General features: G+C 61.3%; 21 protein-coding genes. 8 read left to right on the forward strand and 13 right to left on the reverse strand.

Annotated features, from left to right (window positions below; translation table 11 throughout):
• Nucleotides 1–112 precede the first annotated feature (112 nt).
• The 6 genes from pqqA to AC07N4_RS15355 all read left to right on the forward strand — a co-directional run bounded on the left by pqqA (nt 113) and on the right by AC07N4_RS15355 (nt 5,147).
• Nucleotides 113–187, forward strand: a complete 75-nt coding sequence (gene pqqA / locus AC07N4_RS15330) for a pyrroloquinoline quinone precursor peptide PqqA (RefSeq protein ID WP_003444522.1) — start codon at nt 113–115, stop codon at nt 185–187.
• A gap of 84 nt (nt 188–271) precedes the next feature.
• A complete protein-coding gene (pqqB, locus tag AC07N4_RS15335) occupies nt 272–1,183 on the forward strand; it encodes a pyrroloquinoline quinone biosynthesis protein PqqB (RefSeq protein ID WP_493065745.1) in 912 nt (303 codons plus the stop codon).
• 21 nt (nt 1,184–1,204) lie between these two features.
• Complete coding sequence (gene pqqC, locus AC07N4_RS15340; protein WP_210709713.1) at nt 1,205–1,957, forward strand: pyrroloquinoline-quinone synthase PqqC; 753 nt, start codon at nt 1,205–1,207, stop codon at nt 1,955–1,957.
• Nucleotides 1,954–2,229 carry a pyrroloquinoline quinone biosynthesis peptide chaperone PqqD gene (gene pqqD, locus AC07N4_RS15345; protein WP_007959876.1) on the forward strand — a complete coding sequence of 92 codons (276 nt, stop codon included), beginning with the start codon at nt 1,954–1,956 and terminating at the stop codon, nt 2,227–2,229. Before pqqC ends, pqqD begins: the two co-directional genes overlap by 4 nt.
• Nucleotides 2,201–3,373, forward strand: coding sequence for a pyrroloquinoline quinone biosynthesis protein PqqE (gene pqqE, locus AC07N4_RS15350; RefSeq protein ID WP_493065744.1), 1,173 nt, complete (start codon nt 2,201–2,203; stop codon nt 3,371–3,373). The genes pqqD and pqqE overlap by 29 nt, the downstream gene beginning before the upstream one ends.
• On the forward strand, nt 3,339–5,147 hold the full coding sequence (locus AC07N4_RS15355) for an alpha/beta hydrolase family protein (RefSeq protein ID WP_493065743.1): 1,809 nt from the start codon (nt 3,339–3,341) through the stop codon (nt 5,145–5,147). Before pqqE ends, AC07N4_RS15355 begins: the two co-directional genes overlap by 35 nt.
• A 3-nt stretch (nt 5,148–5,150) precedes the next feature.
• On the opposite strand, the gene AC07N4_RS15360 is transcribed toward AC07N4_RS15355, so the two are convergent.
• Nucleotides 5,151–5,309 (reverse strand): YqaE/Pmp3 family membrane protein, encoded by a 159-nt coding sequence (locus tag AC07N4_RS15360; RefSeq protein ID WP_003228885.1) that lies wholly within the window; start codon nt 5,307–5,309, stop codon nt 5,151–5,153.
• A 206-nt stretch (nt 5,310–5,515) separates the two neighbouring features.
• A complete protein-coding gene (locus tag AC07N4_RS15365; RefSeq protein ID WP_493065742.1) occupies nt 5,516–6,799 on the reverse strand; it encodes an aspartate aminotransferase family protein in 1,284 nt (427 codons plus the stop codon).
• Nucleotides 6,800–6,968: 169 nt separating this feature from the next.
• Between AC07N4_RS15365 and AC07N4_RS15370 the strand changes: the two genes are divergently transcribed.
• Nucleotides 6,969–7,898 carry a LysR family transcriptional regulator gene (locus tag AC07N4_RS15370; protein ID WP_102619775.1) on the forward strand — a complete coding sequence of 310 codons (930 nt, stop codon included), beginning with the start codon at nt 6,969–6,971 and terminating at the stop codon, nt 7,896–7,898.
• 227 nt (nt 7,899–8,125) lie between these two features.
• On the opposite strand, the gene AC07N4_RS15375 is transcribed toward AC07N4_RS15370, so the two are convergent.
• The 11 genes from AC07N4_RS15375 to bioB form a co-directional block, all read right to left on the reverse strand.
• Complete coding sequence (locus AC07N4_RS15375) at nt 8,126–9,904, reverse strand: acyl-CoA dehydrogenase C-terminal domain-containing protein (protein WP_493065741.1); 1,779 nt, start codon at nt 9,902–9,904, stop codon at nt 8,126–8,128.
• A 184-nt stretch (nt 9,905–10,088) separates the two neighbouring features.
• Entirely contained in the window at nt 10,089–11,885 is a 1,797-nt protein-coding gene (locus AC07N4_RS15380; protein WP_102619773.1) for an acyl-CoA dehydrogenase C-terminal domain-containing protein, read from the reverse strand.
• Nucleotides 11,886–11,975: 90 nt separating this feature from the next.
• Nucleotides 11,976–13,265 (reverse strand): GGDEF domain-containing protein, encoded by a 1,290-nt coding sequence (locus tag AC07N4_RS15385; protein ID WP_096817856.1) that lies wholly within the window; start codon nt 13,263–13,265, stop codon nt 11,976–11,978.
• A 208-nt stretch (nt 13,266–13,473) separates the two neighbouring features.
• Nucleotides 13,474–15,588 carry a cytochrome-c peroxidase gene (locus tag AC07N4_RS15390; RefSeq protein ID WP_102619772.1) on the reverse strand — a complete coding sequence of 705 codons (2,115 nt, stop codon included), beginning with the start codon at nt 15,586–15,588 and terminating at the stop codon, nt 13,474–13,476.
• A 260-nt stretch (nt 15,589–15,848) separates the two neighbouring features.
• Nucleotides 15,849–17,654, reverse strand: coding sequence for a phenylacyl-CoA dehydrogenase (locus tag AC07N4_RS15395; protein ID WP_096817852.1), 1,806 nt, complete (start codon nt 17,652–17,654; stop codon nt 15,849–15,851).
• A 275-nt stretch (nt 17,655–17,929) separates the two neighbouring features.
• A complete protein-coding gene (locus AC07N4_RS15400) occupies nt 17,930–18,226 on the reverse strand; it encodes a pyrroloquinoline quinone biosynthesis protein PqqE (RefSeq protein WP_085731685.1) in 297 nt (98 codons plus the stop codon).
• A gap of 106 nt (nt 18,227–18,332) precedes the next feature.
• Nucleotides 18,333–19,013, reverse strand: a complete 681-nt coding sequence (gene bioD / locus AC07N4_RS15405) for a dethiobiotin synthase (protein WP_096817848.1) — start codon at nt 19,011–19,013, stop codon at nt 18,333–18,335.
• Entirely contained in the window at nt 19,010–19,822 is an 813-nt protein-coding gene (gene bioC / locus AC07N4_RS15410) for a malonyl-ACP O-methyltransferase BioC (RefSeq protein ID WP_493065740.1), read from the reverse strand. The genes bioD and bioC overlap by 4 nt, the downstream gene beginning before the upstream one ends.
• Entirely contained in the window at nt 19,815–20,546 is a 732-nt protein-coding gene (locus AC07N4_RS15415) for an alpha/beta fold hydrolase (RefSeq protein ID WP_096817845.1), read from the reverse strand. The genes bioC and AC07N4_RS15415 overlap by 8 nt, the downstream gene beginning before the upstream one ends.
• Nucleotides 20,539–21,717 carry an 8-amino-7-oxononanoate synthase gene (gene bioF / locus AC07N4_RS15420; RefSeq protein WP_493065739.1) on the reverse strand — a complete coding sequence of 393 codons (1,179 nt, stop codon included), beginning with the start codon at nt 21,715–21,717 and terminating at the stop codon, nt 20,539–20,541. The genes AC07N4_RS15415 and bioF overlap by 8 nt, the downstream gene beginning before the upstream one ends.
• Nucleotides 21,718–21,784: 67 nt before the next feature.
• The gene (gene bioB, locus AC07N4_RS15425) at nt 21,785–22,840 is read right to left on the reverse strand and encodes a biotin synthase BioB (protein WP_085731680.1); all 1,056 of its coding nucleotides are present in this window, start codon (nt 22,838–22,840) and stop codon (nt 21,785–21,787) included.
• A gap of 91 nt (nt 22,841–22,931) precedes the next feature.
• On the opposite strand from bioB, the gene AC07N4_RS15430 reads away from it, so the two are divergent.
• Nucleotides 22,932–23,672 (forward strand): ComFC family protein, encoded by a 741-nt coding sequence (locus tag AC07N4_RS15430; RefSeq protein WP_493065738.1) that lies wholly within the window; start codon nt 22,932–22,934, stop codon nt 23,670–23,672.
• The last annotated feature ends 40 nt before the right edge of the window (nt 23,673–23,712 follow it).

Genomic DNA, 23,712 nt, shown 5'->3' on the forward strand with positions numbered 1-23,712 from the left:
CTCCTGAAATTTTGAGTAACATAGCCACCTAACTATTTGGAACATCCCTGCGCTGCCGTGGACTATACCTATGGATAGCGCTATCTCACCCACCTGAAAAAGGAGTCACCCGATGGCCTGGACCAAACCTGCTTACACCGACCTGCGCATCGGCTTCGAAGTCACCATGTACTTCGCCAGCCGCTGAGTCCTGCCTCAAGCAGAACACTGCAGTGCAACGCCTCGGCTCGCCGGGGCGTTTTATTTTCAGCGTTGAAATGATGGAGCGTTCATGTTCGTCCAGATTCTGGGTTCGGCCGCCGGTGGCGGTTTTCCGCAGTGGAACTGCAACTGCGTCAATTGCGCCGGTTTTCGCGACGGCAGCCTGAATGCCAAGGCCCGCACCCAATCGTCCATTGCCATCTCCGATGACGGCGTGAACTGGGTGCTGTGCAACGCCTCGCCGGACATCCGCGCGCAGCTTCAGAGCTTCGCCCCGATGCAACCGGGCCGAGCCCTGCGTGACACCGGCATCAGCGCGATCATCCTGATGGACAGCCAGATCGACCACACCACCGGCCTGCTCAGCCTGCGCGAAGGCTGCCCGCATCAGGTCTGGTGCACGGACATGGTCCACGAAGACCTGAGCACCGGTTTCCCGTTGTTCACCATGCTCAAGCACTGGAACGGCGGGCTGGACTGGAACCGCATCGAACTCGATCAGAGCTTCACCGTCGCCGCCTGCCCGAACCTGCGCTTCACCCCGCTGCCGTTGCGCAGCGCCGCACCGCCCTATTCGCCACACCGTTTCGACCCGCACCCGGGCGACAACATTGGCCTGATCGTCGAAGACCTCAGCACCGGCGGCAAACTGTTCTATGCCCCGGGCCTGGGCAAGGTCGACGCGCCGTTGCTGGACATCATGGCCGGCAGCGACTGCGTGCTGGTGGACGGGACGATGTGGGACGACGATGAAATGCAGCGCCGTGGCGTCGGCACCCGCACCGGTCGCGAAATGGGCCACCTGGCGCAGAACGGCCCCGGCGGCATGCTCGAAGTGCTGGAACAGCTTCCCGAGCAGCGCAAGGTGCTTATTCACATCAACAACACCAACCCAATTCTCGACGAAGACTCCCCGGAGCGCGCGGAACTGGTTCGGCGCAATGTTGAAGTGGCGTATGACGGCATGAGCATTGTCCTGTAACGAATGCCCCGGAGAACCGCAATGACCGACACCCCGCTGTCCCCCGCCGAATTCGAAGCGGCCCTGCGCGCCAAGGGCGCCTATTACCACATTCATCACCCGTATCACGTGGCGATGTATGAAGGCCGGGCCACCCGCGAGCAGATCCAGGGCTGGGTCGCCAATCGCTTCTACTATCAGGTGAACATCCCCCTGAAAGACGCGGCAATTCTGGCCAACTGCCCGGATCGCGAAATCCGCCGCGAGTGGATTCAGCGCCTGCTCGACCACGACGGTGCGCCCGGTGAAGACGGCGGTATCGAAGCCTGGCTGCGCCTCGGCCAGGCCGTCGGCCTCGATCCGGATCAACTGCGCTCCCAGGAACTGGTGCTGCCCGGCGTGCGTTTCGCCGTCGACGCCTACGTCAATTTCGCCCGCCGCGCCAGTTGGCAGGAAGCCGCCAGCAGCTCGCTGACCGAGCTGTTCGCGCCGCAGATCCACCAGTCGCGCCTCGACAGCTGGCCGCAGCATTACCCGTGGATCGACCCGACGGGCTACGAATATTTCCGCACCCGTCTCGGTCAGGCCCGGCGCGATGTCGAGCATGGTCTGGCGATCACGCTGGAGCACTACAAGACCCGCGAAGGCCAGGAGCGCATGCTGGAAATTCTCCAGTTCAAACTAGACATCCTTTGGAGCATGCTCGATGCCATGAGCATGGCCTACGAACTGAACCGCCCGCCGTATCACAGCGTCACCGATCAACGGGTCTGGCATAAAGGAATCGCCTTATGAGTTTCGACCGCAGCAAGACCCCGACCTGGCGTCCCGGCTACCGTTTCCAGTACGAACCGGCGCAGAAAGGCCACGTGCTGCTGTACCCGGAAGGCATGATCAAGCTCAATGAAAGTGCCGCGCTGATCGGCGGTCTGATCGACGGTGAACGGGATGTCGCGGCGATCATCGCCGAACTCGACAGACAGTTCCCCGGCGTGCCCGAGCTCGGTGACGACATCGAGCAATTCATGGAGGTTGCCCGTGCGCAGCACTGGATCGAACTTGCCTGAGTCATCGGTGCAAGTCCCGGCCAAACCGGAAGTCGGCCTGCCGCTGTGGCTGCTCGCCGAGCTGACTTACCGCTGCCCGCTGCAATGCCCGTACTGCTCCAATCCGCTGGATTTCGCCGAGCAGGGCAAAGAGCTGAGCACCGAGCAGTGGATCAAGGTATTTCGCGAAGCGCGGGAGATGGGCGCGGCACAACTGGGCTTTTCCGGGGGCGAACCGCTGGTGCGCCAGGACCTCGCCGAGCTGATCCGTGAAGCGCGCCAGTTGGGTTTCTACACCAACCTGATCACCTCCGGCATCGGCCTGACCGAGCAGAAGATCAGCGACTTCAAGAAAGCCGGGCTCGACCACATCCAGATCAGTTTCCAGGCCAGCGACGAGCAAGTGAACAACCTGCTCGCCGGCTCGAAAAAGGCCTTCGCGCAGAAACTGGAAATGGCCCGCGCCGTGAAGGCACACGGCTATCCGATGGTGCTTAACTTTGTCACCCATCGGCACAACATCGACAAGATCGACCGCATCATCGAGCTGTGCATCGCGCTCGAAGCGGACTTCGTCGAGCTCGCCACCTGCCAGTTCTACGGCTGGGCGCAGCTCAATCGTGTCGGCCTGTTGCCGACCAAGGAACAACTGGTCCGTGCCGAACGCATCACCAATGAATACCGCGCCAAACTGGAAGCCGAAGGGCATCCGTGCAAGCTGATTTTCGTCACCCCGGACTACTACGAAGAGCGCCCGAAAGCCTGCATGAACGGCTGGGGCAGCCTGTTTCTGACGGTCACGCCAGACGGCACCGCCCTGCCCTGTCATGGCGCCCGACAGCTGCCAGTACAATTTCCCAATGTGCGCGACCACAGCATGCAGCACATCTGGTATGACTCGTTCGGCTTCAACCGCTTTCGTGGTTATGACTGGATGCCCGAGCCGTGCCGATCCTGCGACGAAAAGGAACAGGACTTCGGCGGCTGCCGCTGCCAGGCATTCATGCTCACCGGCGATGCCAGCAATGCCGACCCGGTGTGCAGCAAGTCCGAACATCACGGCGTGATCCTCAAGGCCCGCGCAGAAGCCGAGCACGCCACCCAGACCATCGAACAACTGGCCTTTCGCAATGAACGAAACTCGCGCCTCATCGCCAAAGGCTGAGCCTTTCAGCGCCACTGCCGCGGTTGCTGCCGGCGTGGATTTCGCCGAGCTGCAACTTGGCGCCCAAGGTTTGTTCTGGAATGAATATCGGCCGGCAGACGCCGCGTGCCGGATCTGGCACTGGCGCGAAGGCGTGGCGAAATGTCTGACGCCTGCGGGTTTCAGCGTTCGCAGTCGGGTGTACGAATATGGCGGTGGGGCGTTTTGTCTGACGCCTGATGGACTGGTTTTCATCAACGAGGCGGATCAACAGCTGTATCGCCAGACGTTGGATGGAGAGCCCGAGGTTCTGACGTCGGGTGAGTGCCGATATGGTGATCTGCACTTTGCCAACGGGCAGGTGCTGGCCGTTGAAGAGAACGGTGATCGCCATCGGCTAATTGCCATTGATCTCGCGGACGGCACCCAGCATTTACTGGCAGAAGGTGCGGACTTCTACGCGGCACCAATCATCAGCCCGGATGGCCAGCGCCTCGCGTGGATCGAGTGGAGCCGCCCGCATCAACCGTGGACGTCCACCCGTTTGATGCTCGCCGAGCGCACAGGTAATGGGTTTTCTGCCCCACGTTGCGTGGCCGGTGAAACGTTTGAAGAGTCGATCCAGCAACCGCGCTTCGATGCCAATGGCCGACTGGGCTGTCTGACCGACCGTAATGGATATTGGCAGCCGTGGACCGAGTCTGCAGACAGCTTGCAACCGCTACCCTGTGCCGCAGCCGATCACGCGCCGGCCCCATGGCAACTCGGCGGCTGCACCTGGCTGCCCACCGACGAAGGCTTTTTGGCGAGTTGGAGCGAAGGCGGTTTTGGTCGTCTGGCACTCAACGGCGAAGACTTCACCGGCGACTACAGTCGCTTCCGTCATCTGGCTGTCGATGATCAGTTCATTTACTGCATCGCCGCCTCACCGATCAGCCCTTCAGCGGTACTCGCCATCGATCGCGAGTCGCGTGAAGTGAAAGTGCTGGCCGGCGGCATTGCACCGCTGCCTGCCGAGCGCATCAGCCGCCCGCAAACCCTCCGCTATCCCAGCGGTTCGGGCGAGGCTCACGGCTTCTTTTACCCGACCACGAATGGCGATGAGAAACCGCCACTGGTGGTGTTCATTCATGGCGGCCCGACATCGGCGTGCTACCCGATGCTCGACCCGCGCATCCAGTACTGGACGCAACGCGGCTTCGCCGTCGCCGACCTCAACTACCGTGGCAGCAGCGGCTATGGCCGGGAGTATCGGCAAGCATTGCATCTGAGCTGGGGCGCGGTGGATGTCGAGGATGCCTGTGCGGTAGTGGCTTACCTGAATGAACGCGGCATGATCGACGGCGAGCGTGCATTCATCCGTGGCGGCAGCGCAGGCGGCTACACAACGCTGTGTGCCCTGGCGTTCCATCAGGTGTTCCGCGCTGGCGCCAGCCTGTACGGCGTCAGTGACCCGGTCGCCCTGGGCCGCGCGACACACAAGTTCGAAGGCGATTATCTGGACTGGCTGATCGGCGATCCCGAGCAAGACGCCGAACGCTACGCGGCCCGCACGCCGTTGCTGCACGCCAGCAACATTCGCGTACCGGTGATTTTCTTCCAGGGTGAACTGGACGCCGTGGTCGTGCCGCAACAGACCCGCGACATGGTCGCGGCCCTGGAGCACAACGGCATCGAGGTCGAAGCGCATTACTACGCCGACGAACGTCACGGCTTCCGCCGGGCCGTCAATCAGGCCCATGCGCTGGAGCAGGAGTGGCGCTTCTACCGGCGAGTGATGGGTCTGGCGGACTGAAACTCAGCGCTTGGCGATGATGTACACCGCATGCACGATCCCCGGGATGTAACCGCACAGCGTCAGCAGAATGTTCAGCCAGAATGCACCGCCGAACCCGACCTGCAGAAACACACCCAGTGGCGGCAACAGAATGGCGATGATGATTCGAATGAAGTCCATGGGGCAGCTCCTGATTGGGGGTTGGCTCGACTGAGCCATACAAGCTAATCGACCTGTGCCGTTTGTCAGGGTTCAGTACAACCCGCGATCTCGCCATTTGAATGCCATTACCCGGCCACAAAAAAACGCCCCACGCCAAAAGAATCAGGCGTGGGGCGTGCGTTATACCGCGAGACGGTTCTTGAATTCGGGTGGAAAACTTCAGGTCAGACGGCAATCCCTTTGCGGCATTGCAGTTGCGCGGTGCGTACCCGGGAGAAGGCGCGCGCCAGGCGCAGGAGCATCTCGTCGATATTGGCCTTGCTGACGGTGAGCGCCGGGGTAAAGCGCAGGCAGTTGGCCTGTGGGGCGTTGAGCAGCAAGCCTTCATGGAGCGCCGCTTTGACGACGGCCTCGGCGGAATCTTCCGACAAGGTCAGTCCCCAAAACAGCCCTTGCCCGCGCAACTCGCCATGTTCATAACGATGGGCCAGACGAGCGAGCCCTTCGCGCAGATGCTGGCCGTTGTCCCGGATCTGTTCGAGGAATGCGCGGTCCTGCACGCTGTCGAGCACCACCAGCCCTGCAGCGGTCATCAGCGCGTTGCCGTGATGAGTACCGCCCAACTCGCCGGAGTCGAAACAGCAGGCCTTGCCTCGCGCCAGCAATGCCGCCAGTGGCACGCCACCGCCGAGGCCTTTGCCGAGCACGACGATATCGGCGCGCACGCCGTAGGACTGTTCGGCGAGCAAGGTGCCGCAGCGGCCGATGCCGGTCTGCACCTCGTCGAGAATCAGCAGAATCCCCAGCTCACGGCACAGGCGTTCAACACCCTTGAGGTAATGCTCGGTCGCTGGAATCACACCGGCATCGCTCTGGATCGGTTCGAGCATGATCGCCACGGTCTGCGCATCGACCGCTGCATGCAGCGCTGGCAGGTCATTGAACGGCACCAGATCAAAGCCCGGCAGCAGCGGCGCAAAGCGATTGTGCAGGTTGCAACTGTCCGACGCCGAAATCGTCGCCAGACTACGTCCGTGGCAGCCTTGTCTGGCGACAATGATCCGCGAGGCGCCGCCGCGATGCAGTTGACCCCATTTACGCGCCAGCTTGATTGCGGCTTCACAGGCTTCGCTGCCACTGTTGAGCAAATATGCTTGATCGCTTGAGGTACTGGCACACAGACGCTCGGCGAGGCTGAGCATGCCGCGATTGTGCAGATTGAAGCCGGGGTTGATCAGGGCCTGGGCCTGGCTGGCGATAGCTTTGACCAGTGCCGAAGGGCTGTGGCCGAGGCTGTTGGCGCCACCGGCCTGGGAAAAGTCCAGATAGGCGCGGTCATTGCTGTCCCACAACCAGGAACCCTGGCCGCGAACAAATACTTGTTGCGGGCGTTCGACGCTGGGCATCAGCCGCTCGGCATTCAGGCCGTCAGCGGCATCCGATTCATGGGTTTCAAAAGCCAGGTCATCGAGGCTTGGTGTCTGGCGCCGCAGGCTGAACAGGTTCATTGCAAAAAGCCTCGCTGGAGGTTTTTTGAACTGCCTATGTAATCGTTATCGAAACAATCGCTGGTCATTGCCCTTTCCGGCCCTGTAAGCCCCGTGGATGCGGTTAGACTAGGCTCACACACGGCCGCCGGCCATTTCGATTTCCCAGCATTTTCGATAAGTGTTACTTATGGATTTCAAACAACTGCGTTATTTCGTCGCGGTCTACGAAGAAGGTCACGTCGGACGTGCCGCCGAACGTCTGTCGATATCCCAACCGGCGCTGTCCCAGCAGATCCGCCACCTGGAACAGAACCTCGACGTCACCCTGTTCGAACGCAGCAGCAAGCGCCTGCTGCCGACCCTCGCCGCCCATACGCTGTACAACCACGCCCTGCCACTGCTCGACGGCATGCAACGCGCGCGTGAGGCGCTGGGCAACTTCAAGGGGCAGGCGCTGCGCACGCTGGCGATTGGCGTACTGCAAACCGTGCACACCAGTCTGGTGCCGCAAATGCTGGAACGGGTGCGCAAGGCCCAGCCGCATCTGGTAGTACAGATTTATGAACTGACCGGATTGGAGATCGAGCGGCGCCTGCTCAATGGCTCGCTGGACATTGGCATCAGTTATCTGCCGCCACGCCAGCCCGGGCTGCACGGCGTGATGCTGTACGAAGATGAACTGACGCTGGTCATCCCGGCGGATCATCCGCTGCGTGAATTCAAGAAGGTTTCAATGAGCCAGGCCGCCGAACTGCCGATGTTGCTGCTGGGCGAAGAATTCCAGATCCGCCAGATCTGGCAGGCGCAACTGGCCAGCCTCGGACGTCGCCCGCAAGTGCAGGCGGAACTGAACAATATGGTGGGGATTCTCGACAGCCTGCCGCACACACGTCTGGCGACGGTGCTGCCCGGTCGTTCGCAAAAGGAGTACGACGATCAGGATCTGCTGTGGAAACCGCTAAGTGAGCCGCGTGTGCCGTTGAAGGTCGGGCTGGTATGTCGCGACGTACAACGCCAGCAGGCGCCATTGGCCTTGCTGCGAACCTTGCTGGAGGAAGTGATGCAGCGCGAGGACAAACCGCTCAAAGGCACGCCGGCCATGGATCCGCTGAGCTGAAAACTTTTCTACGGGCAAAAGAAAACCCCGCCGAAGCGGGGCTTTGCAGACTGTTTCCCTGACATCCATTTCACTCCGCCACCCTGGCAGAATCCTACGTGTCCGTGTTGTTGCTTTGCGCTTCCTGCGCGACGTCCATGAAATGTAGATTAGCTCTGGATCCAATTTGCGCATATGGGAGAACAGCAGCACGTCATGTAAGAGATTGCTTACATGACGTTACATCATCAGAACTGCCCGGCATCCAACAGGAACAGCGACTCGCTGCCAGCCTTGACCGACGCGCTCAACGAGTGAATCCGCGGCAGCAGACGGGCGAAATAGAACCTCGCAGTACCGAGTTTGCTCGCGTAGAAATCGTCCTGCGCTTCTTTGCCCAGCGATGCCTTGGCCATCAGTGCCCACATGTAGGCGTAGGACACGTAGCCAAACACCTGCAGATACTCGACCGACGCCGCACCGATTTCGTTCGGATTGGTTTTCGCCACGTCCAGCAGCCACGAGGTCAGTTCGTCGAGGGTGTCGACGGCGTCATTCAGCGGCTTGGTGAACTCACCCAGATCAGCACTGGCAGTCGCGGTGAAATGGCGGATCTCGTCGGCGAACAGTTTGTAGAACGCGCCGCCGCTGCCGACGATCTTGCGACCTACCAGGTCCAGCGCCTGAATGCCGTTGGTGCCTTCGTAGATCTGGGTGATGCGTACGTCACGCACCAGTTGCTCCTGGCCCCACTCGCGGATGTAGCCGTGGCCGCCGAAGATCTGCTGGCCATGGACAGTGGTTTCCAGACCCAGATCGGTCAGGAACGCCTTGGCCACTGGCGTCAGCAAGGCAACCAGGTCCTCGGCACGTTTACGGGTGGCAGCGTCTTCACTGAACTTGGCGGTGTCGAGTTGCATCGCCACGTAGGTGGAGAACGCACGGCCGCCTTCGTTCGAGGCTTTCATGGTCAGCAGCATGCGACGCACGTCCGGGTGGACGATGATCGGGTCGGCAACCTTGTCCTTGTTCTGCGCGCCGGTCGGCGAACGGCTTTGCAGGCGGTCGCGGGCGTATTCGATGGCGTTCTGGTACGAGCGCTCGCCGGTGGCCAGACCCTGGATACCGACGCCCAGACGCTCGTAGTTCATCATGGTGAACATCGCGGCCAGGCCCTTGTTCGGCTCGCCGACCAGGTAACCCACGGCTTCGTCGAAGTTCATCACGCAAGTGGCCGAAGCCTGGATGCCCATCTTGTGTTCGATCGAACCGCAGTTCGCCGGGTTGCGCGCGCCAAGGCTGCCATCGGCATTGACCATGAACTTCGGCACCAGAAACAGCGAAATGCCTTTCGGCCCCGCCGGCGCGTCCGGCAGCTTGGCCAGCACCAGGTGGATGATGTTTTCGGTCAGGTCGTGCTCACCGCCGGTGATGAAGATCTTGGTGCCGCTGACCTTGTAGGAACCGTCGGCCTGAGGCTCGGCCTTGGTGCGAATGATGCCCAGGTCGGTGCCGGCATGCGGCTCGGTCAGGCACATGGAACCGGCCCAGATCCCCGCGTACATGTTCGGCAGGTAAGCGGCTTTCAGCTCTTCGCTGGCGTGGGCGTTGATCGACAGGCAGGCGCCGGCAGTCAGCATCGGATACAGACCGAAGGACAGGCTGGCGGAGTTGACCATTTCTTCGACCTGGGCCGACACGGCTTTCGGCATGCCCATGCCGCCGTATTCAGGATCACCACCAACGCCAACCCAGCCGCCTTCGGCATAAGTCTGATAGGCCTGTGGGAAACCGGCCGGCGTGGTGACGGCACCGTCGGCCCAGTGGCAGCCTTCTTCGTCGGCCGCACGGCTCAGGGGCGCGATGCTTTTGCTGGTGACCTTGCCGGCCTCTTCGAGAATCGCTTCGACGGTTTCCGCGTCGACAGTCTCGGCCAGGGCCGGCAGTTCGGCCCAGAGTTTGGCGACTTCGAACACTTCATTGAGGACGAAGCGCATATCGCGCAGCGGCGCTTTGTAGTCAGCCATGGCAAACCTCGCAAAGATCTAAACAGGTGATTCGTGGAAAGGTGATTTCGTTGAGCTGGAGTGTAACCCAACAACTTTTGCGACACATAGGGTCAGGCGGTGACTGATTTGTTATTTTTAGTCACCAGCAATCAGCCATAAAGAAGCCCGCAATCAGCGGGCTCTTTTGTTTAACAGTGGCGTGTTACAGCGAGAACAACTGCGCCGGCAATTTCATCAGGCAATCACTGCCCGCCTCGATCGCCGCGCGATGCGCCGCAGTACGTGGCAACAACCGCTTGAAGTAAAACTCGCACGTCGCCAGTTTGCCCTGGCAGAAATCGCCATCACCCTCGCCCGACTCCAGCTGTGCCTGGGCGACCAGCGCCATGCGCAACCACAGATAGCCGAGGACGATGTAACCGCTGTACATCAGGTAATCCACCGACGCGGCGCCGACTTCATCCGGATTCTTCATCGCGGCCATGCCGACCTGCATGGTCAGCTCGCCCCACTGCTGGTTGAGGCTATCGAGTTGCGCCACAAACCCGCCCAGTTGCGCATGCCCGGCGTTGGCGGCGCAGAACTTGTGGACGATCTTGGTGAAGTTGCGCAGCAGTTTGCCTTGGCTGCCAAGGACTTTGCGCCCCAGCAGATCCAGCGCTTGAATGCCGTTGGTGCCCTCGTAGATCGGCGCAATCCGGCAATCGCGGACCAGTTGCTCCATGCCCCACTCGCGGATAAAACCGTGGCCGCCGAACACCTGCATGCCGTGGTTGGTCACCTCCAGACCGGTGTCGGTCATGAATGCCTTGCAGATCGGGGTCAGGAACGCCAACAGATCTTCAGCGTCCTGACGCGCGTCGGCGTCCGGGCTCAGGTGCGCGACATCGAGCATTTGCGCGGTGAAATAGGTCAGCGCGCGGTTGCCTTCGTTGAAGGCTTTCATGGTCAGCAGCATGCGTCGAACGTCCGGGTGGACGATGATCGGATCCGCCGGTTTGTCCGGGGCTTTGGCGCCGGTCAGGGCGCGCATCTGCAGACGGTCGTTGGCGTATTTGATTGCGCCCTGGAAACTCGCCTCGCCCAGACAAAGGCCCTGCATCCCGGTGCCGAGGCGCGCATGGTTCATCATGGTGAACATGCAGTTCAGGCCTTTGTTCGGCTCGCCGATCAGGAAGCCTTTGGCGTCATCGAAGTTCAGCACGCAGGTGGCCGAGGCCTTGATGCCCATCTTGTGCTCGATCGAACCGCAGGAAACGCCGTTGCGTTCCCCCGCCTCACCGGCTGCATCCGGCAGGAATTTCGGCACGATGAACAGCGAAATCCCCTTGGTCCCGGCCGGCGCGTCCGGCAGTTTGGCCAACACCAGATGAATGATGTTGTCGCTCATGTCGTGCTCGCCGGCGGAGATGAAAATCTTGCTGCCGGTGACCGCATAACTGCCGTCGGCCTGGGGTACGGCGCGGGTCTTGATGATGCCCAGGTCGGTGCCGCAATGGGCTTCGGTCAGGCACATGGTGCCGGTCCACTGGCCCGCAGTGAGTTTACGCAGATAGGTGTTTTTCTGTTCCTCGGTGCCGTGGGCGTGGATCGCCGACATGGCGCCGTGGGTCAGGCCCGGGTACATGCCCCAGGAAGTGTTGCTGGAGGCGACCATTTCGCTGATCACCAGCCCCAGCGAGCTCGGCAGGCCCTGACCGCCGTAAGCCGGGTCTGCCGCCAGACCGTGCCAGCCGCCTTCCACGTATTGTGCGAAGGCCTGCTTGAAGCCTGTAGGCGTTGTCACCACGCCGTTGTCGAAATGGCAGCCCTCTTCGTCACCACTGCGATTGAGCGGTGCCAGAACGTTCTCACAGAACTTCGCGCCTTCGTCGAGGATCGCGTTGACCATGTCCGGGCTGGCGTCGTGGGCGCCGAGGGCCGCGTACTGGGTGTGAAAGTCGAAGACGTGGTCGATCAGAAAGCGCATGTCGCGCAGGGGTGCTTTGTACTCGGGCATGGTGGCTTCTCCTTCAGCAGATTTCTCCAACCTACTGCCGGCCACCCTGCCCCACAATCACTGTCCAGACGCTGAATGCGCCGTCATCACTCAACCTGCGGCGCTGTCCATGCGCACCGCGCCACGACGGTTCTGACCGAACGCCATCACGCAGTTCCGCCCTGCTCCTTTGGCGGCATAGAGCGCTTCGTCGGCGGATTTGAGCACTTGCTCCGGGTTACGCTGCTCCACACGCTCGGCGACGCCGATGCTCACCGTGACGGACACACTGGACGCACCGGAACCGGCCCGACGCTGGCGACCCTGCTGGTCGTCCTGCGGGCGGTTTTCCTGGTTGCGCAACTGGATGTTGTAGGACGCGATCGACTCGCGGATGACTTCCAGGTGCGGCATGCACTCTTCAAGGGTCTTGCCCGCAAACACCAGGGCGAATTCCTCACCCCCGTAGCGATACGCCCTACCGCCACCGCTGATTTTGGACAGCTTGCTGGCCACCAGTCGCAGGACCTGGTCACCCACGTCGTGACCGTGGGTGTCGTTGAATTTCTTGAAATGATCGACGTCGCTCATCGCCAGCACATAGTTGCGCCCCAGACGCTGCATGCGCTCGTTGAGTGCGCGACGGCCCGGCAGGCCGGTGAGCTCGTCACGGAAGGCCATTTGGTAAGCCTCGTGCGCTACGGCCGCCGCAATCATCAGCATCACCTGGCTGCACATGATGTTCAGGGTGAACGGCAGGATGAAGGTTTTCGGCAGCATCCAGAACACTCCGAGCAACCCCACCAGTTGCGCCGCGTGCAGCGGTCGCGGGTTGCGCCAGTACTGCCAGGCCAGCAACAGGAACGCCGAGAGGAACACCGGATAGGACATCTGGATCAGGCTCATCCATGCGCCGTGCAGGGCTGGCCAGCGAATCTCCGAGAGCCACATCAGCAACGCCTGTGGGTAGCTTTGCTCAAGCCCCAGCGCCACGCTGCCAAACGCCAGCAGCACGGCAAACCGCGCCACCATGTCCTGAAACAGGTGCGTGCGCTCCTGCCACGCAGCGAACAGCCCGAACAACAAGGGCAACAGCAGGCAGACCAGATGGAACACCACGGCCGCGTCTTCGCGCACCTTGCCGTTATCGCGGTAATAGTCGGTCTGGGTGTCGAGCAGGAAGTAGGCGATGTACACCGTGACCATCAGAAACAGTTCGCGCTGGCGTCGATAAACCGCGCAATACGACCCGCCCAGCAACAGCACCAGGGTTGGCAGCACGTTGAACAGCGAGGTGAAGAACACGTTGAGGTCTTTGACGTACGCAGCCGCCAACCCCGCAAGCAACAACAGCAGTGAAGGTATGAAATGACTGAAACGTACAGCGGAAGAACGCGGCAAGGGTAAAGCTCCGACCGTCTTGGCAAAGAGATGGCATTGTGCCTGCAATGTGGCCAGTTAAGCACACACAATGTGATCCAGATCACAGGCTGTCTCTTTAACGGCCGAATCCCTCGGTTTCTGAGCCTTCAATCAAGGTTTTTTGCCTGAGAAGCATGAAACTTTCGTCATGGCCATCATGCTTGATGGCCATGACGATCATTTCCACTCAAAGATCGTTGTAGAACGGCTGCAACGGCCCCTCCGCCGCCGGCCGGCCTTCAGCGCCGTAAGGCTTGAGATTCAGCGATGCATCCGTTGCCTGACGAGTCGTGACCTTCGGACTGGCCGGGCGCTGGGTCACGGCATTCTCATCCCCGATGTGGCCCTGCGGGATGACCAGCGACGGATGATCGAATGGCGCCCGTTCCCAGGCGACGCGCGGATCAGTCAGGCCGACTTCCATGAATTTCACCAGGGCGTCAATTTCGTCAGGCGTCAGGTTCAGCGCCGTCATGTCCGGATCGAGGTTGGAGGTGTTGTGCTGATTCACCGCCGGGTGCTCGAACCCGCTGGTGTTGTTGGCGTCCTCGCCGCGCCGGTCGCCGCCACGGTTGTAGAACTCCATGACCTGTTTGAGCGTGGCGCGACTGCCGTTGTGGAAGTACGGACCGGTCAGGGCAATGTTGCGCAGCGTTGGCGTCTTGAACGCGCCGTCGACCGAATCGCGGAACCCGACATTCGGCTTGAGCGTGGCGTCGCACGGAATCGCTGCACTTAGCGGCGCTTCGAAGGTGCACACGTCGACATCCAGCGGATCGACCGTCCGGCCGCCCTGCAACACGGTGTTGTACTGACGGGTGAACGACCACGGATTGCCCCAGGCATCCGCGCCACCGAGGGCCAGATCCTCCGAAGTCGGCCGCACACCGGTGTTGTAGAAGCCGTTGTCGTAAAGGGTGGTCAGGTTGTCAGCCATCACCATGCGCTCGATACGTTCACGCGGGTGCATCAGCAAGCGGCTGGCCGCGTTGGTCAGCTCCGCGCCGCCGTGGCAATTGACGCATTTGCCTTTGCCGAGGAACAGGTTCATCCCCTCGACCTGCTGCGCGTTCATCGCGGTGTGGTCACCTTGCAGGTAGGCATCGATTGGCGCCTGATCGGACACCAGTGTGGCTTCGTACATCTGAATTGCCAGGCCAAAGAACAGCGGGAAGTTGGCCTCCATCTGGGTGTACGGCGCGCCGCCCACCGAGACGTTTTGCGTGGCGTTCCACAACCGGGGCTGGAAGGCATTCTTGATCAGTTCGCGATAAGTCGGACGCCGTGCGCCGGACACTGGCCCCAGCACCGAATCACTGGAGGAAATCCGTTGCTGCTTGAGCATCAGGGTGTCGAGCATCCTGCGACCGATGTCGGCAAAGGTACGGCCGCCGCAGGACATTTCCACCGGGCTGCCGGGCGGGCCGACGGCTTGCGAGGCGGCAGACGCATCGTTGAGCGCCAGCCTGACTTTGGTGGCGACCGTGCTGCGCTCGCTGGTCACGTAGATCCCCGCATCCGGGTCGCGATTGCCGAACGGCGAAAATCCGTTGAACACGTTGTTGGCCCGACCGTCCCAGAAGTTGCGCACGTTGAACGCGGCGTTGATCACCGACGGCGCGTTGCGACCGGTGCTGCGCCGTACGTTGATGCCGCCGACCTGAAACAGGCCGTCCGGCTGCTGGGTGCACTTGTCGAACCGTGGCTGGTTGGGTTTGACGAAGTTGGCGTCGAACACGCCTTGGGAACCGACCACATCGTCGGTCGAGTAAACGATCGGCGAGTTGCGCTCCAGTGGATTACTCAGCACGTGGGTCGGGAAGTCGGTTTTTTTCAGCGTGTAGTTCGGGCCACCCTTGCCGCCGGACAACGTGGCGTAGGTCGCCACGTCGCCGGGAATGTCGGAAGCCACAAACGGCTTGTTGAAAATCGACGCGACGTTGGCGTTGGTGTTGGCCTGGCCGGGGTTGAGCTGGTTGGTGATGCGGTGATCGACACCGGCATGGTAGTGACAGGAGGCGCACGCAGTCGCGCCGTCGCTGCCGATCTCCATGTCCCAGAACAACGCCTTGCCCAACAGGATCGCGGCAGAACGGTTGAGTACGTAATCGGTCATCAGGTCGACCTTGCGTCCGCCTTCGGTCCCGGAAGGATCGGGAGGCACCATCCCGCGCAACGATTGCAGCGACGGGACTTCCGGCACCGGGGGATCGACTTCGGCGGGGTCGGCGGCCCATGCGCTGTGGACTGACAGCGCGATGGGTAACCAGAAGGTCAAACGAGCGAGTCGACTGATGTTCATAGGCTTCACCCTGACTGTTGTTGTTAAGTGCCGGGCGTCATGCTTCTTTGAGCAGGCAGTTCTCGTTAGCACCGGTAATTCGGACAGTGCAATTAATTGGCCACCCTTCTGGAAACATCTTGAATCAATAGGCGCAGGGGTTCGGCTGAGCAAAGCCGTCATCAATGCTGGGGAATCAGCCCCGGGATTGGGGAAATCCGGGCACAAAAAAACCGCTGCCCCCGAAGGAGCAGCGGTTTTCAGAACGACCGCGTTAAGGCTTAGTAGCCCAGCGAGAAGTTCTCTTCCTTCATGTCCATCAGGTTGTTTGCACCCGACAGCATGGTTGCCACGTGCGTACGGGTACGCGGCAGGATGCGCTGGAAGTAGAAGCGCGCGGTTTGCAGCTTGGCGGTGTAGAAGGCCTCGTCGGTGGTACCGGCAGCCAGTTTTTCAGCAGCCAGACGCGCCATGTCGGCCCAGAAGTAGGCCAGGCACGCGTAACCGGAGTACATCAGGTAGTCCACAGAGGCCGCGCCGACTTCTTCGCGATCTTTCATGGCAGCCATACCGACCTTCATGGTCAGCTCGCCCCACTCTTTGTTCAGTGCAGCCAACGGTGCAACGAATTCTTTAACGGCTTCGTTGCCTTCGTTGTTCTGGCAGAACTTGTGGACGATCTTGGTGAAGCCTTTCAGGGCCTCGCCTTGAGTCATCAGCACTTTACGACCCAGCAGGTCGAGTGCCTGGATGCCGGTGGTGCCTTCGTACAGCATCGAGATGCGGCTGTCGCGAACGTTCTGCTCCATGCCCCACTCGGCGATGAAGCCGTGGCCGCCGTAGATCTGTACGCCGTGGTTGGCGGATTCGAAACCGACTTCGGTCATGAACGCCTTGGCGATCGGAGTCATGAAGGCCAGCAGGGCGTCGGCTTTCTTCTTCTCTTCTTCGTCCACGCCGTATTTGACGATGTCGACCTGTTTGGCGGTGAAGTACACCATCGCACGGTTGCCTTCGGCGAATGCCTTCATGGTCAACAGCATGCGGCGTACGTCAGGGTGAACGATGATCGGGTCAGCCGCTTTTTCTGGCGCTTTCGGGCCAGTCAGGGAGCGCATTTGCAGGCGATCGCGAGCGTATTTCAGGCCGCCCTGGAAGCCGATTTCGGCGTGGGCCAGACCTTGCAGCGCGGTGCCCAGACGTGCGGTGTTCATGAAGGTGAACATGCAATTCAGGCCTTTGTTCGCCGGGCCGATCAGGAAACCGGTCGCGCCGTCGAAGTTCATCACGCAAGTGGCGTTGCCGTGGATGCCCATCTTGTGTTCCAGCGAGCCGCAGCTCACAGCGTTGCGAGCGCCAACAGTGCCATCGGCATTCGGCATGAACTTCGGAACGATGAACAGGGAAATGCCTTTGGTGCCAGCCGGTGCATCCGGCAGGCGGGCCAGTACGATGTGGACGATGTTGTCGGCCATGTCGTGTTCACCGGCCGAGATGAAGATCTTGGTGCCGGAGACTTTGTAGGAACCGTCGGCCTGAGGTTCGGCCTTGGTGCGCAGCATGCCCAGGTCGGTGCCGCAGTGCGGCTCGGTCAGGCACATGGTGCCGGTCCATTCGCCGGAGACCAGTTTGGTCAGATAGGCTTCTTGCTGCTCTGGGGTGCCGTGTTCGGAGATGGTGTTCATCGCGCCGTGCGACAGGCCCGGGTACATACCCCACGACCAGTTGGCTTCGCCGACCATTTCGCTTACCGCCAGACCCAGCGACTCAGGCAGACCCTGACCGCCGTGCTCGACGTCATGGGCCAGGCTTGGCCAGCCGCCTTCGACGAATTGCTTGTAGGCCTCTTTGAAGCCGGTCGGGGTTTTCACGCCGGACTCGCTCCAGGTGCAACCTTCGATGTCGCCCACGCGGTTCAGCGGTGCCAGCACCTGCTCACAAAACTTGGCGCCCTCTTCGAGAATGGCGTCAACCATGTCCGGCGTTGCGTCTGCGCACGCTGGAAGGCTCTGATAGTGCGCTTCGTAGCCGAGCAGTTCGTCACGAACGAAGCGAATATCACGCAAGGGGGCCTTGTAGTCAGGCATAGCGATAAACCTCTGCTGATGTAACCGGGAATGAACGACCGCATTGATTTGTTGTGACGGTCAAACAGTTGTTTGAAACATACGTTTACGCCGAAATCTTGTCAAGCGTCGATCTTTTGCCATTCGTCATCACATTTTTCGAACGCCGGACACAGCACCGCGACATGCGCCCGGGCGAGCCATGTGCAATGAAAAAAGATTAGTTGAGGGAGAAGGACTTACAACGAAAAACGCCGCGAACAGTCGCGGCGTCTGGCAAAGCGGATATCAGAAAATCAGGCGAACGTATCGATGATCGTACCGAGCATTTCATCGGAAGCCTTGGCGACTTTCGTGCCCAGCTCCACTTGAAACTTGCCCTGGGCCATCTCGGCCATGGCGCTGCCCGGATCCATTTGCTGGCTGCGATCCACGCCGCGCAGGCGATCAATCTGGGCTTCGGAAGACTGGCTGGTGACCGAACGCTCAATGGTGTTGTTGGCGATCTGGCTGGCAGCCTGATCGACACGGTTCTGCCCGGTCTGAATGCTGCTCAGACCTGCATAAAAAGCTGTGTTTCCGGAGATTTCCATGGGAGCTCTCATCCTTGGGAAGGATCAATGGGTGCCATTGAACCAGAGGCGTCAGAAAAACACCCGTCAAAAACACTAATGGCACAGTGCCTTCCCATAGTCAAAATCAGTCGAGCAGATCCAGTTGCAAGTGATCGGCGACCGCCTCGGCGCTGACCGCCTTGAGTTTCGGCACCCGCCCCAGACACGGCGCCGGAATCCGCTCGGCCAGTGTCGCCAGATTTTCTTCCAGCCGCGAGGTCTTCGGATCAATGATGTTCGCTACCCAACCGGCCAGTTGCAGCCCGTCACGGGCAATAGCCTCGGCCGTCAGCAATGCATGGCTGATACAACCCAGACGCACGCCCACCACCAGAATCACCGGCAGATTCAGCGCAATGGCAAGGTCCGACAGATTGTCCTGATCCGCCAACGGCACCCGCCACCCGCCCGCGCCTTCAATCAATGTGAAGTCGGCGTTCATGGCCAGAATCTCGCGCATCGGCGCCAGCAGCGATTGCACGGTCAACGCCACGCCTGCCTCACGGGCCGCCAGATGCGGCGCGATGGCCGGCTCGAACGCCACCGGATTGACCTGTTGATACGTCAGCGGCAACGAGCACTCGGCCTGCAACGCCAAGGCATCGGAGTTGCGCAGACCTCTGGGCGTCACGACACAACCGGACGCCACCGGCTTGCCCGCCGCCGTACTCAACCCTGCCGATCGGGCGGCATGCAGCAACCCGGCGGCGACCGTCGTCTTGCCGACGTCAGTGTCGGTTCCGGTGATGAAATAGGCTGCGCTCATACGGGTTTCTCCAACACGGCGTAGACCACCTGATAAGTCGCCGGCAAGCCCTGCGGCTGACGGAACTGCTCGTAGGCTTCGACCAGCCCCAGAATCCGCGCCCGACCGGTCAATCCGCCCGGCCGACCGGGGTTCAGGTTATGCGCGCCCAGCGCCTTGAGTTCGTGCGTCAGGCTGCGCACATCCGGGTAATGCAGCACATGTGGCCGGTTCTCCAGACTGACCGTGCGCAGACCACTGGCCGCACACAATTGCTCGTACCGGGCGAACTCGCGGAAACGGTTGACGTGCACCAGGCCATCGACCTGACGCCAACTGTCGCGCAATTCGTACAGCGTCCCTACACAAAGACTAGCAAACGCAAAAATCCCCCCCGGTTTCAGCACCCGGAAGGCTTCGCCGAGTACCGATTCGAAGTCTGCGCACCACTGCACGGCGAGGCTGGAGAAGATCAGATCACAGGTCGAATTCTGCAACGGCAGACGCTCAGCATCGCCAGCAATAAAGTGCGCGGCCCCGCCCAATGGCCGGGCGTGATTGAGCATGCCCTCGGCGATGTCCAGCGCCAGCCCTTCATTACAAGCAAAACGTTCGGCCAGCGCCCGGGTGAAATAGCCAGTGCCGCAGCCCAGATCCAGCCAGCGCGGCGGCAGAAAATCCACCGGCAGACGATTCAGCAACTGCGTGCCGACATCACGCTGCAACTCGGCGACGCTGTCGTAGCTGGCCGCTGCGCGGGAAAAGGAAGCCGCTACCTGGCGCTTGTCAGGCAAGCCGCCGGGCAGCGCAGCAAGAGACAAATCAGTCATCACCACACTCACTTAAAAACGCCTGGATCGCACCGGCCACACCGTGGGGGTCTTCCAGAAGAAACGCATGGCTGGCCTGCTCGATCAGCCCGACCTCGACATCCGCCAGCAAGGCGAACAGCTCGCCCGCGGCTTCCGCCGGCACCAGCCCGTCCAGCCCGGCAAACAGATGCAATTGCGGGCCTCGAAACACCTGCAAGGCATTGCGCGTATCGATCTGCGCCAACAACTCCAGACCCGCCATCAAGGCGATCGGTGAAGTATTCGGCGCGCCGCCGAGCAACAGTCGCGACAAGCCGCGAGAGTCTTGCGCACCCTGAGCGCACAGCAACGAAAAACGCTTGAGGGTCTGACGCGGATCAGCACTGCAACCGGCCAGAAATGCATCGAAGGTTTCCCCCGGCATAGCGCTCGGCCACTGGTCATGGGCAACAAAAGAAGGATTGCTCGCCAGCGTCAGCAAGCCGCAGCAATGTTCACCACGCCGCGCCGCCAGCTCAGAAGCCAGCATGCCGCCCAGCGACCAGCCACCCAGCCAGACGTCCTGGGGAATGCGCTCATCGAGTTCGTCGAGCCAATCCGCAGGATCGCTGGATTCCAGCTCCGGCAACGGTTCGATTTCGACCGTCAGGTGTTCGTCGAGCCCACGCAGCGCAGCCGCCAAGGGTTCCAGCGGGGAAACACCGAGGCCCCAGCCGGGGAGCAGAATCAGACGATCACGCATGGCTTGGCTCCGACTTCAGTTGGGCAAAGCAATCGGCCAGTCCTTCTAACAATAGTTGCACCTGCGCCTCGCTGTGGGCGGCGGTCAGCGTGACCCGCAGCCGAGCACTGCCGGCGGGCACAGTCGGCGGGCGGATCGCGGTGACCATCAACCCACGCTCGCGCAGCATCTGCGACAAACGCACGGCGCGGCCGGCATCGCCAATCATGATCGGCTGAATCGGCGTGAAGCTGTCCATCAGCTCCAGACCGATCTGTTCGGCGCCGTGGCGGAACTGGCGGATCAGCGTCTGCAAATGCTCGCGACGCCAGTGTTCGCTGCGCAGCAGTTCCAGACTTTTCAAGGTTGCGCAGGCCAACGCCGGTGGCTGGCTGGTGGTGTAGATGTACGGACGGGCGAACTGGATCAGACTTTCAATCAGCTCTTCACTGCCGGCGACAAACGCGCCCGCCGTGCCGAACGCTTTGCCGAGGGTACCGACCAGCACCGGCACGTCATCCTGGCTCAAGCCGAAATGCTCGACGATCCCGCCACCGTTCGAGCCCAGAGGACCGAAACCGTGGGCGTCATCGACCATCAACCACGCGCCTTTGGCCTTGGCCTCTCGGGCCAGTGCTGGCAGGTCGGCGAGATCACCGTCCATGCTGAACACGCCGTCGGTGACCACCAGCGTATTACCGGTGGCTTTCTCCAGACGCTTGGCCAGGCTGTCGGCGTCGTTGTGCAGATAACGATTGAACCGCGCGCCGGACAACAGTCCGGCATCCAGCAACGACGCATGATTGAGCCGGTCTTCCAGCACCGTATCGCCCTGCCCGATCAGCGCCGTGACCGCGCCGAGGTTGGCCATGTAACCGGTGGTGAACAACAGCGCACATGGCCGTCCGGTGAGGTCGGCCAGAGCTGCTTCCAGTGCGTGATGCGGGCCGCTGTGGCCGATCACCAGATGCGAGGCTCCGCCGCCGACGCCCCACTTCGAGGCACCGGCGCGCCAGGCTTCGATCACTTGCGGATGATTGGCCAGGCCCAGGTAATCGTTGTTGCAGAACGCCAGCAATGGCTGACCGTCGACCACCACTTGCGGCCCCTGGGGGCTTTCAAGCAGCGGTCGCTGGCGATAGAGATTTTCGGCACGACGGGCAGCAAGGCGTGCGGCGAGATCGAAAGACATGCAAGCCTCACGGGTGGCAAATGAATCAGCAGACGCCGCCCGAGGCAGCGCCTGAAAGAACGGACGATCAGACTGCCGCGTTGTAGAACTGCTCGCTGCTCTTCTGCTCCACCAGCGCCTGCTCGATGGCAGCCTGATGCACTTCGTCGGCATGTTCTTCGCGGGCTTCCGGCTGAATGCCCAGACGCGCAAACAGCTGCATGTCCTTGTCGGCCTGCGGGTTGGCGGTGGTCAGCAGTTTGTCGCCGTAGAAAATCGAGTTGGCGCCGGCGAAGAACGCCAGGGCCTGCATCTGCTCGTTCATCGCTTCGCGGCCGGCGGACAGACGCACGTGGGATTGCGGCATCAGGATCCGCGCCACGGCGAGCATGCGGATGAAGTCGAACGGATCGACGTCGTCAGCGTTTTCCAGCGGCGTGCCGGCGACTTTCACCAGCATGTTGATCGGCACCGACTCCGGATGCTCCGGCAGGTTGGCCAGCTGGATCAGCAGGTTCGCGCGGTCATCGAGGGACTCGCCCATACCGAGGATGCCGCCGGAGCAGATTTTCATGCCGGCATCGCGCACGTAGGCCAGGGTCTGCAGACGCTCGCTGTAGGTGCGGGTGGTGATGATGCTGCCGTAGAACTCCGGCGAGGTGTCCAGGTTGTGGTTGTAGTAGTCGAGCCCGGCCTTGGCCAGCGCTTCGGTCTGATCCTGATCGAGACGACCGAGGGTCATGCAGGTTTCAAGGCCCATGGCCTTCACGCCTTCGACCATCTTCAACACGTAGGGCATGTCCTTGGCCGACGGATGCTTCCACGCCGCGCCCATGCAGAAACGGGTCGAGCCGATGGCCTTGGCGCGGGCAGCCTCTTCGAGGACTTTCTGCACTTCCATCAGCTTTTCTTTTTCCAGACCGGTGTTGTAGTGACCGGACTGCGGACAGTATTTGCAATCTTCCGGGCAGGCGCCGGTCTTGATCGACAGCAGGGTGGAAACCTGGACGCGGTTGGCGTCGAAATGCGCGCGGTGCACCGTCTGCGCCTGGAACAGCAAGTCGTTGAATGGCTGAACGAAGAGTGCTTTGACTTCGGCCAAAGACCAGTCGTGACGCAGGGTGGCAGTGGTGCTGGCGCTCATGGGCGATTCCTTGGTTATGCTTGGCTTGCGCCTGGGGAAACGGAATACCCACAGGCACGACACGGATGTTCGGCATATTTAAGGAAGAGCCATGCACTGTCAACCACATCAAGATAGACCGGTTTACATCTGGTTAAATAACAACCAGCACTGTTTATTGTGCGATGAGCCGGCGGAAACCGAAACACCTCTCTGCGTGGCCTGCGAAACCGAACTGCCCTGGCTGGGTGATCAATGCGTGACATGTGCCTTGCCGCTGCCCGCTGCGGGCCTGACGTGCGGCGGCTGCCTGAAGGATCCGCCCGCCTTCGAACACGTGGCGGTGCCCTGGTCCTACGGCTTCCCGGTGGACAGCCTGATCACCCGCTTCAAGCACAATGCGAAATGGCCGTTTGGTCGCCTGCTCGGCGATGTTCTCGGACAATACCTGCAACATCGCTTCGACGAAGGCCTGCCGCGCCCCGATGCCTTGTTACCGATACCGTTGGCGAACAAGCGTCTGCGCCAACGTGGATTCAATCAGGCGGCAATGCTGGCACGGTGGCTCGGCAAGCAACTGGACCTGCCCTGTGAAGAAAATATCCTGTGCCGAATTCAGGACACCAGCGCCCAGCAGGCACTCGATGCCAAGGCGCGCAAACGCAATCTGCGCAATGCCTTCGAACTTTTGTCAGACGCCCACGTACAAGGTCGGCATCTGGCCTTGGTGGATGATGTGCTGACCACCGGCGCCACCGCCCAGGCATTGGCCCGGCTGCTGGTGGACGCGGGCGCCACGCGGGTCGACGTCTACTGCCTGGCCCGAACACCGAAACCTGGCGACGCGGCTTGACTCACACGCGCCAAGCGGCCAACTTCCTCCACCATCAACC

The sequence above is a fragment of the Pseudomonas sp. GW821-FHT09E04 genome (assembly GCF_059416185.1).

Bases quoted from the DNA above. Each gene is read 5' to 3' on its own strand.
- pqqB (WP_493065745.1), top strand. From the start codon at position 272: ATGTTCGTCCAGATTCTGGGTTCGGCCGCCGGTGGCGGTTTTCCGCAG.
- pqqC (WP_210709713.1), top strand. From the start codon at position 1,205: ATGACCGACACCCCGCTGTCCCCCGCCGAATTCGAAGCGGCCCTGCGC.
- pqqD (WP_007959876.1), top strand. From the start codon at position 1,954: ATGAGTTTCGACCGCAGCAAGACCCCGACCTGGCGTCCCGGCTACCGT.
- AC07N4_RS15355 (WP_493065743.1), top strand. From the start codon at position 3,339: ATGAACGAAACTCGCGCCTCATCGCCAAAGGCTGAGCCTTTCAGCGCC.
- AC07N4_RS15360 (WP_003228885.1), bottom strand. From the start codon at position 5,309: ATGGACTTCATTCGAATCATCATCGCCATTCTGTTGCCGCCACTGGGT.
- AC07N4_RS15365 (WP_493065742.1), bottom strand. From the start codon at position 6,799: ATGAACCTGTTCAGCCTGCGGCGCCAGACACCAAGCCTCGATGACCTG.
- AC07N4_RS15370 (WP_102619775.1), top strand. From the start codon at position 6,969: ATGGATTTCAAACAACTGCGTTATTTCGTCGCGGTCTACGAAGAAGGT.
- AC07N4_RS15375 (WP_493065741.1), bottom strand. From the start codon at position 9,904: ATGGCTGACTACAAAGCGCCGCTGCGCGATATGCGCTTCGTCCTCAAT.
- AC07N4_RS15380 (WP_102619773.1), bottom strand. From the start codon at position 11,885: ATGCCCGAGTACAAAGCACCCCTGCGCGACATGCGCTTTCTGATCGAC.
- AC07N4_RS15390 (WP_102619772.1), bottom strand. From the start codon at position 15,588: ATGAACATCAGTCGACTCGCTCGTTTGACCTTCTGGTTACCCATCGCG.
- AC07N4_RS15395 (WP_096817852.1), bottom strand. From the start codon at position 17,654: ATGCCTGACTACAAGGCCCCCTTGCGTGATATTCGCTTCGTTCGTGAC.
- AC07N4_RS15400 (WP_085731685.1), bottom strand. From the start codon at position 18,226: ATGGAAATCTCCGGAAACACAGCTTTTTATGCAGGTCTGAGCAGCATT.
- bioD (WP_096817848.1), bottom strand. From the start codon at position 19,013: ATGAGCGCAGCCTATTTCATCACCGGAACCGACACTGACGTCGGCAAG.
- bioC (WP_493065740.1), bottom strand. From the start codon at position 19,822: ATGACTGATTTGTCTCTTGCTGCGCTGCCCGGCGGCTTGCCTGACAAG.
- AC07N4_RS15415 (WP_096817845.1), bottom strand. From the start codon at position 20,546: ATGCGTGATCGTCTGATTCTGCTCCCCGGCTGGGGCCTCGGTGTTTCC.
- bioF (WP_493065739.1), bottom strand. From the start codon at position 21,717: ATGTCTTTCGATCTCGCCGCACGCCTTGCTGCCCGTCGTGCCGAAAAT.
- bioB (WP_085731680.1), bottom strand. From the start codon at position 22,840: ATGAGCGCCAGCACCACTGCCACCCTGCGTCACGACTGGTCTTTGGCC.
- AC07N4_RS15430 (WP_493065738.1), top strand. From the start codon at position 22,932: ATGCACTGTCAACCACATCAAGATAGACCGGTTTACATCTGGTTAAAT.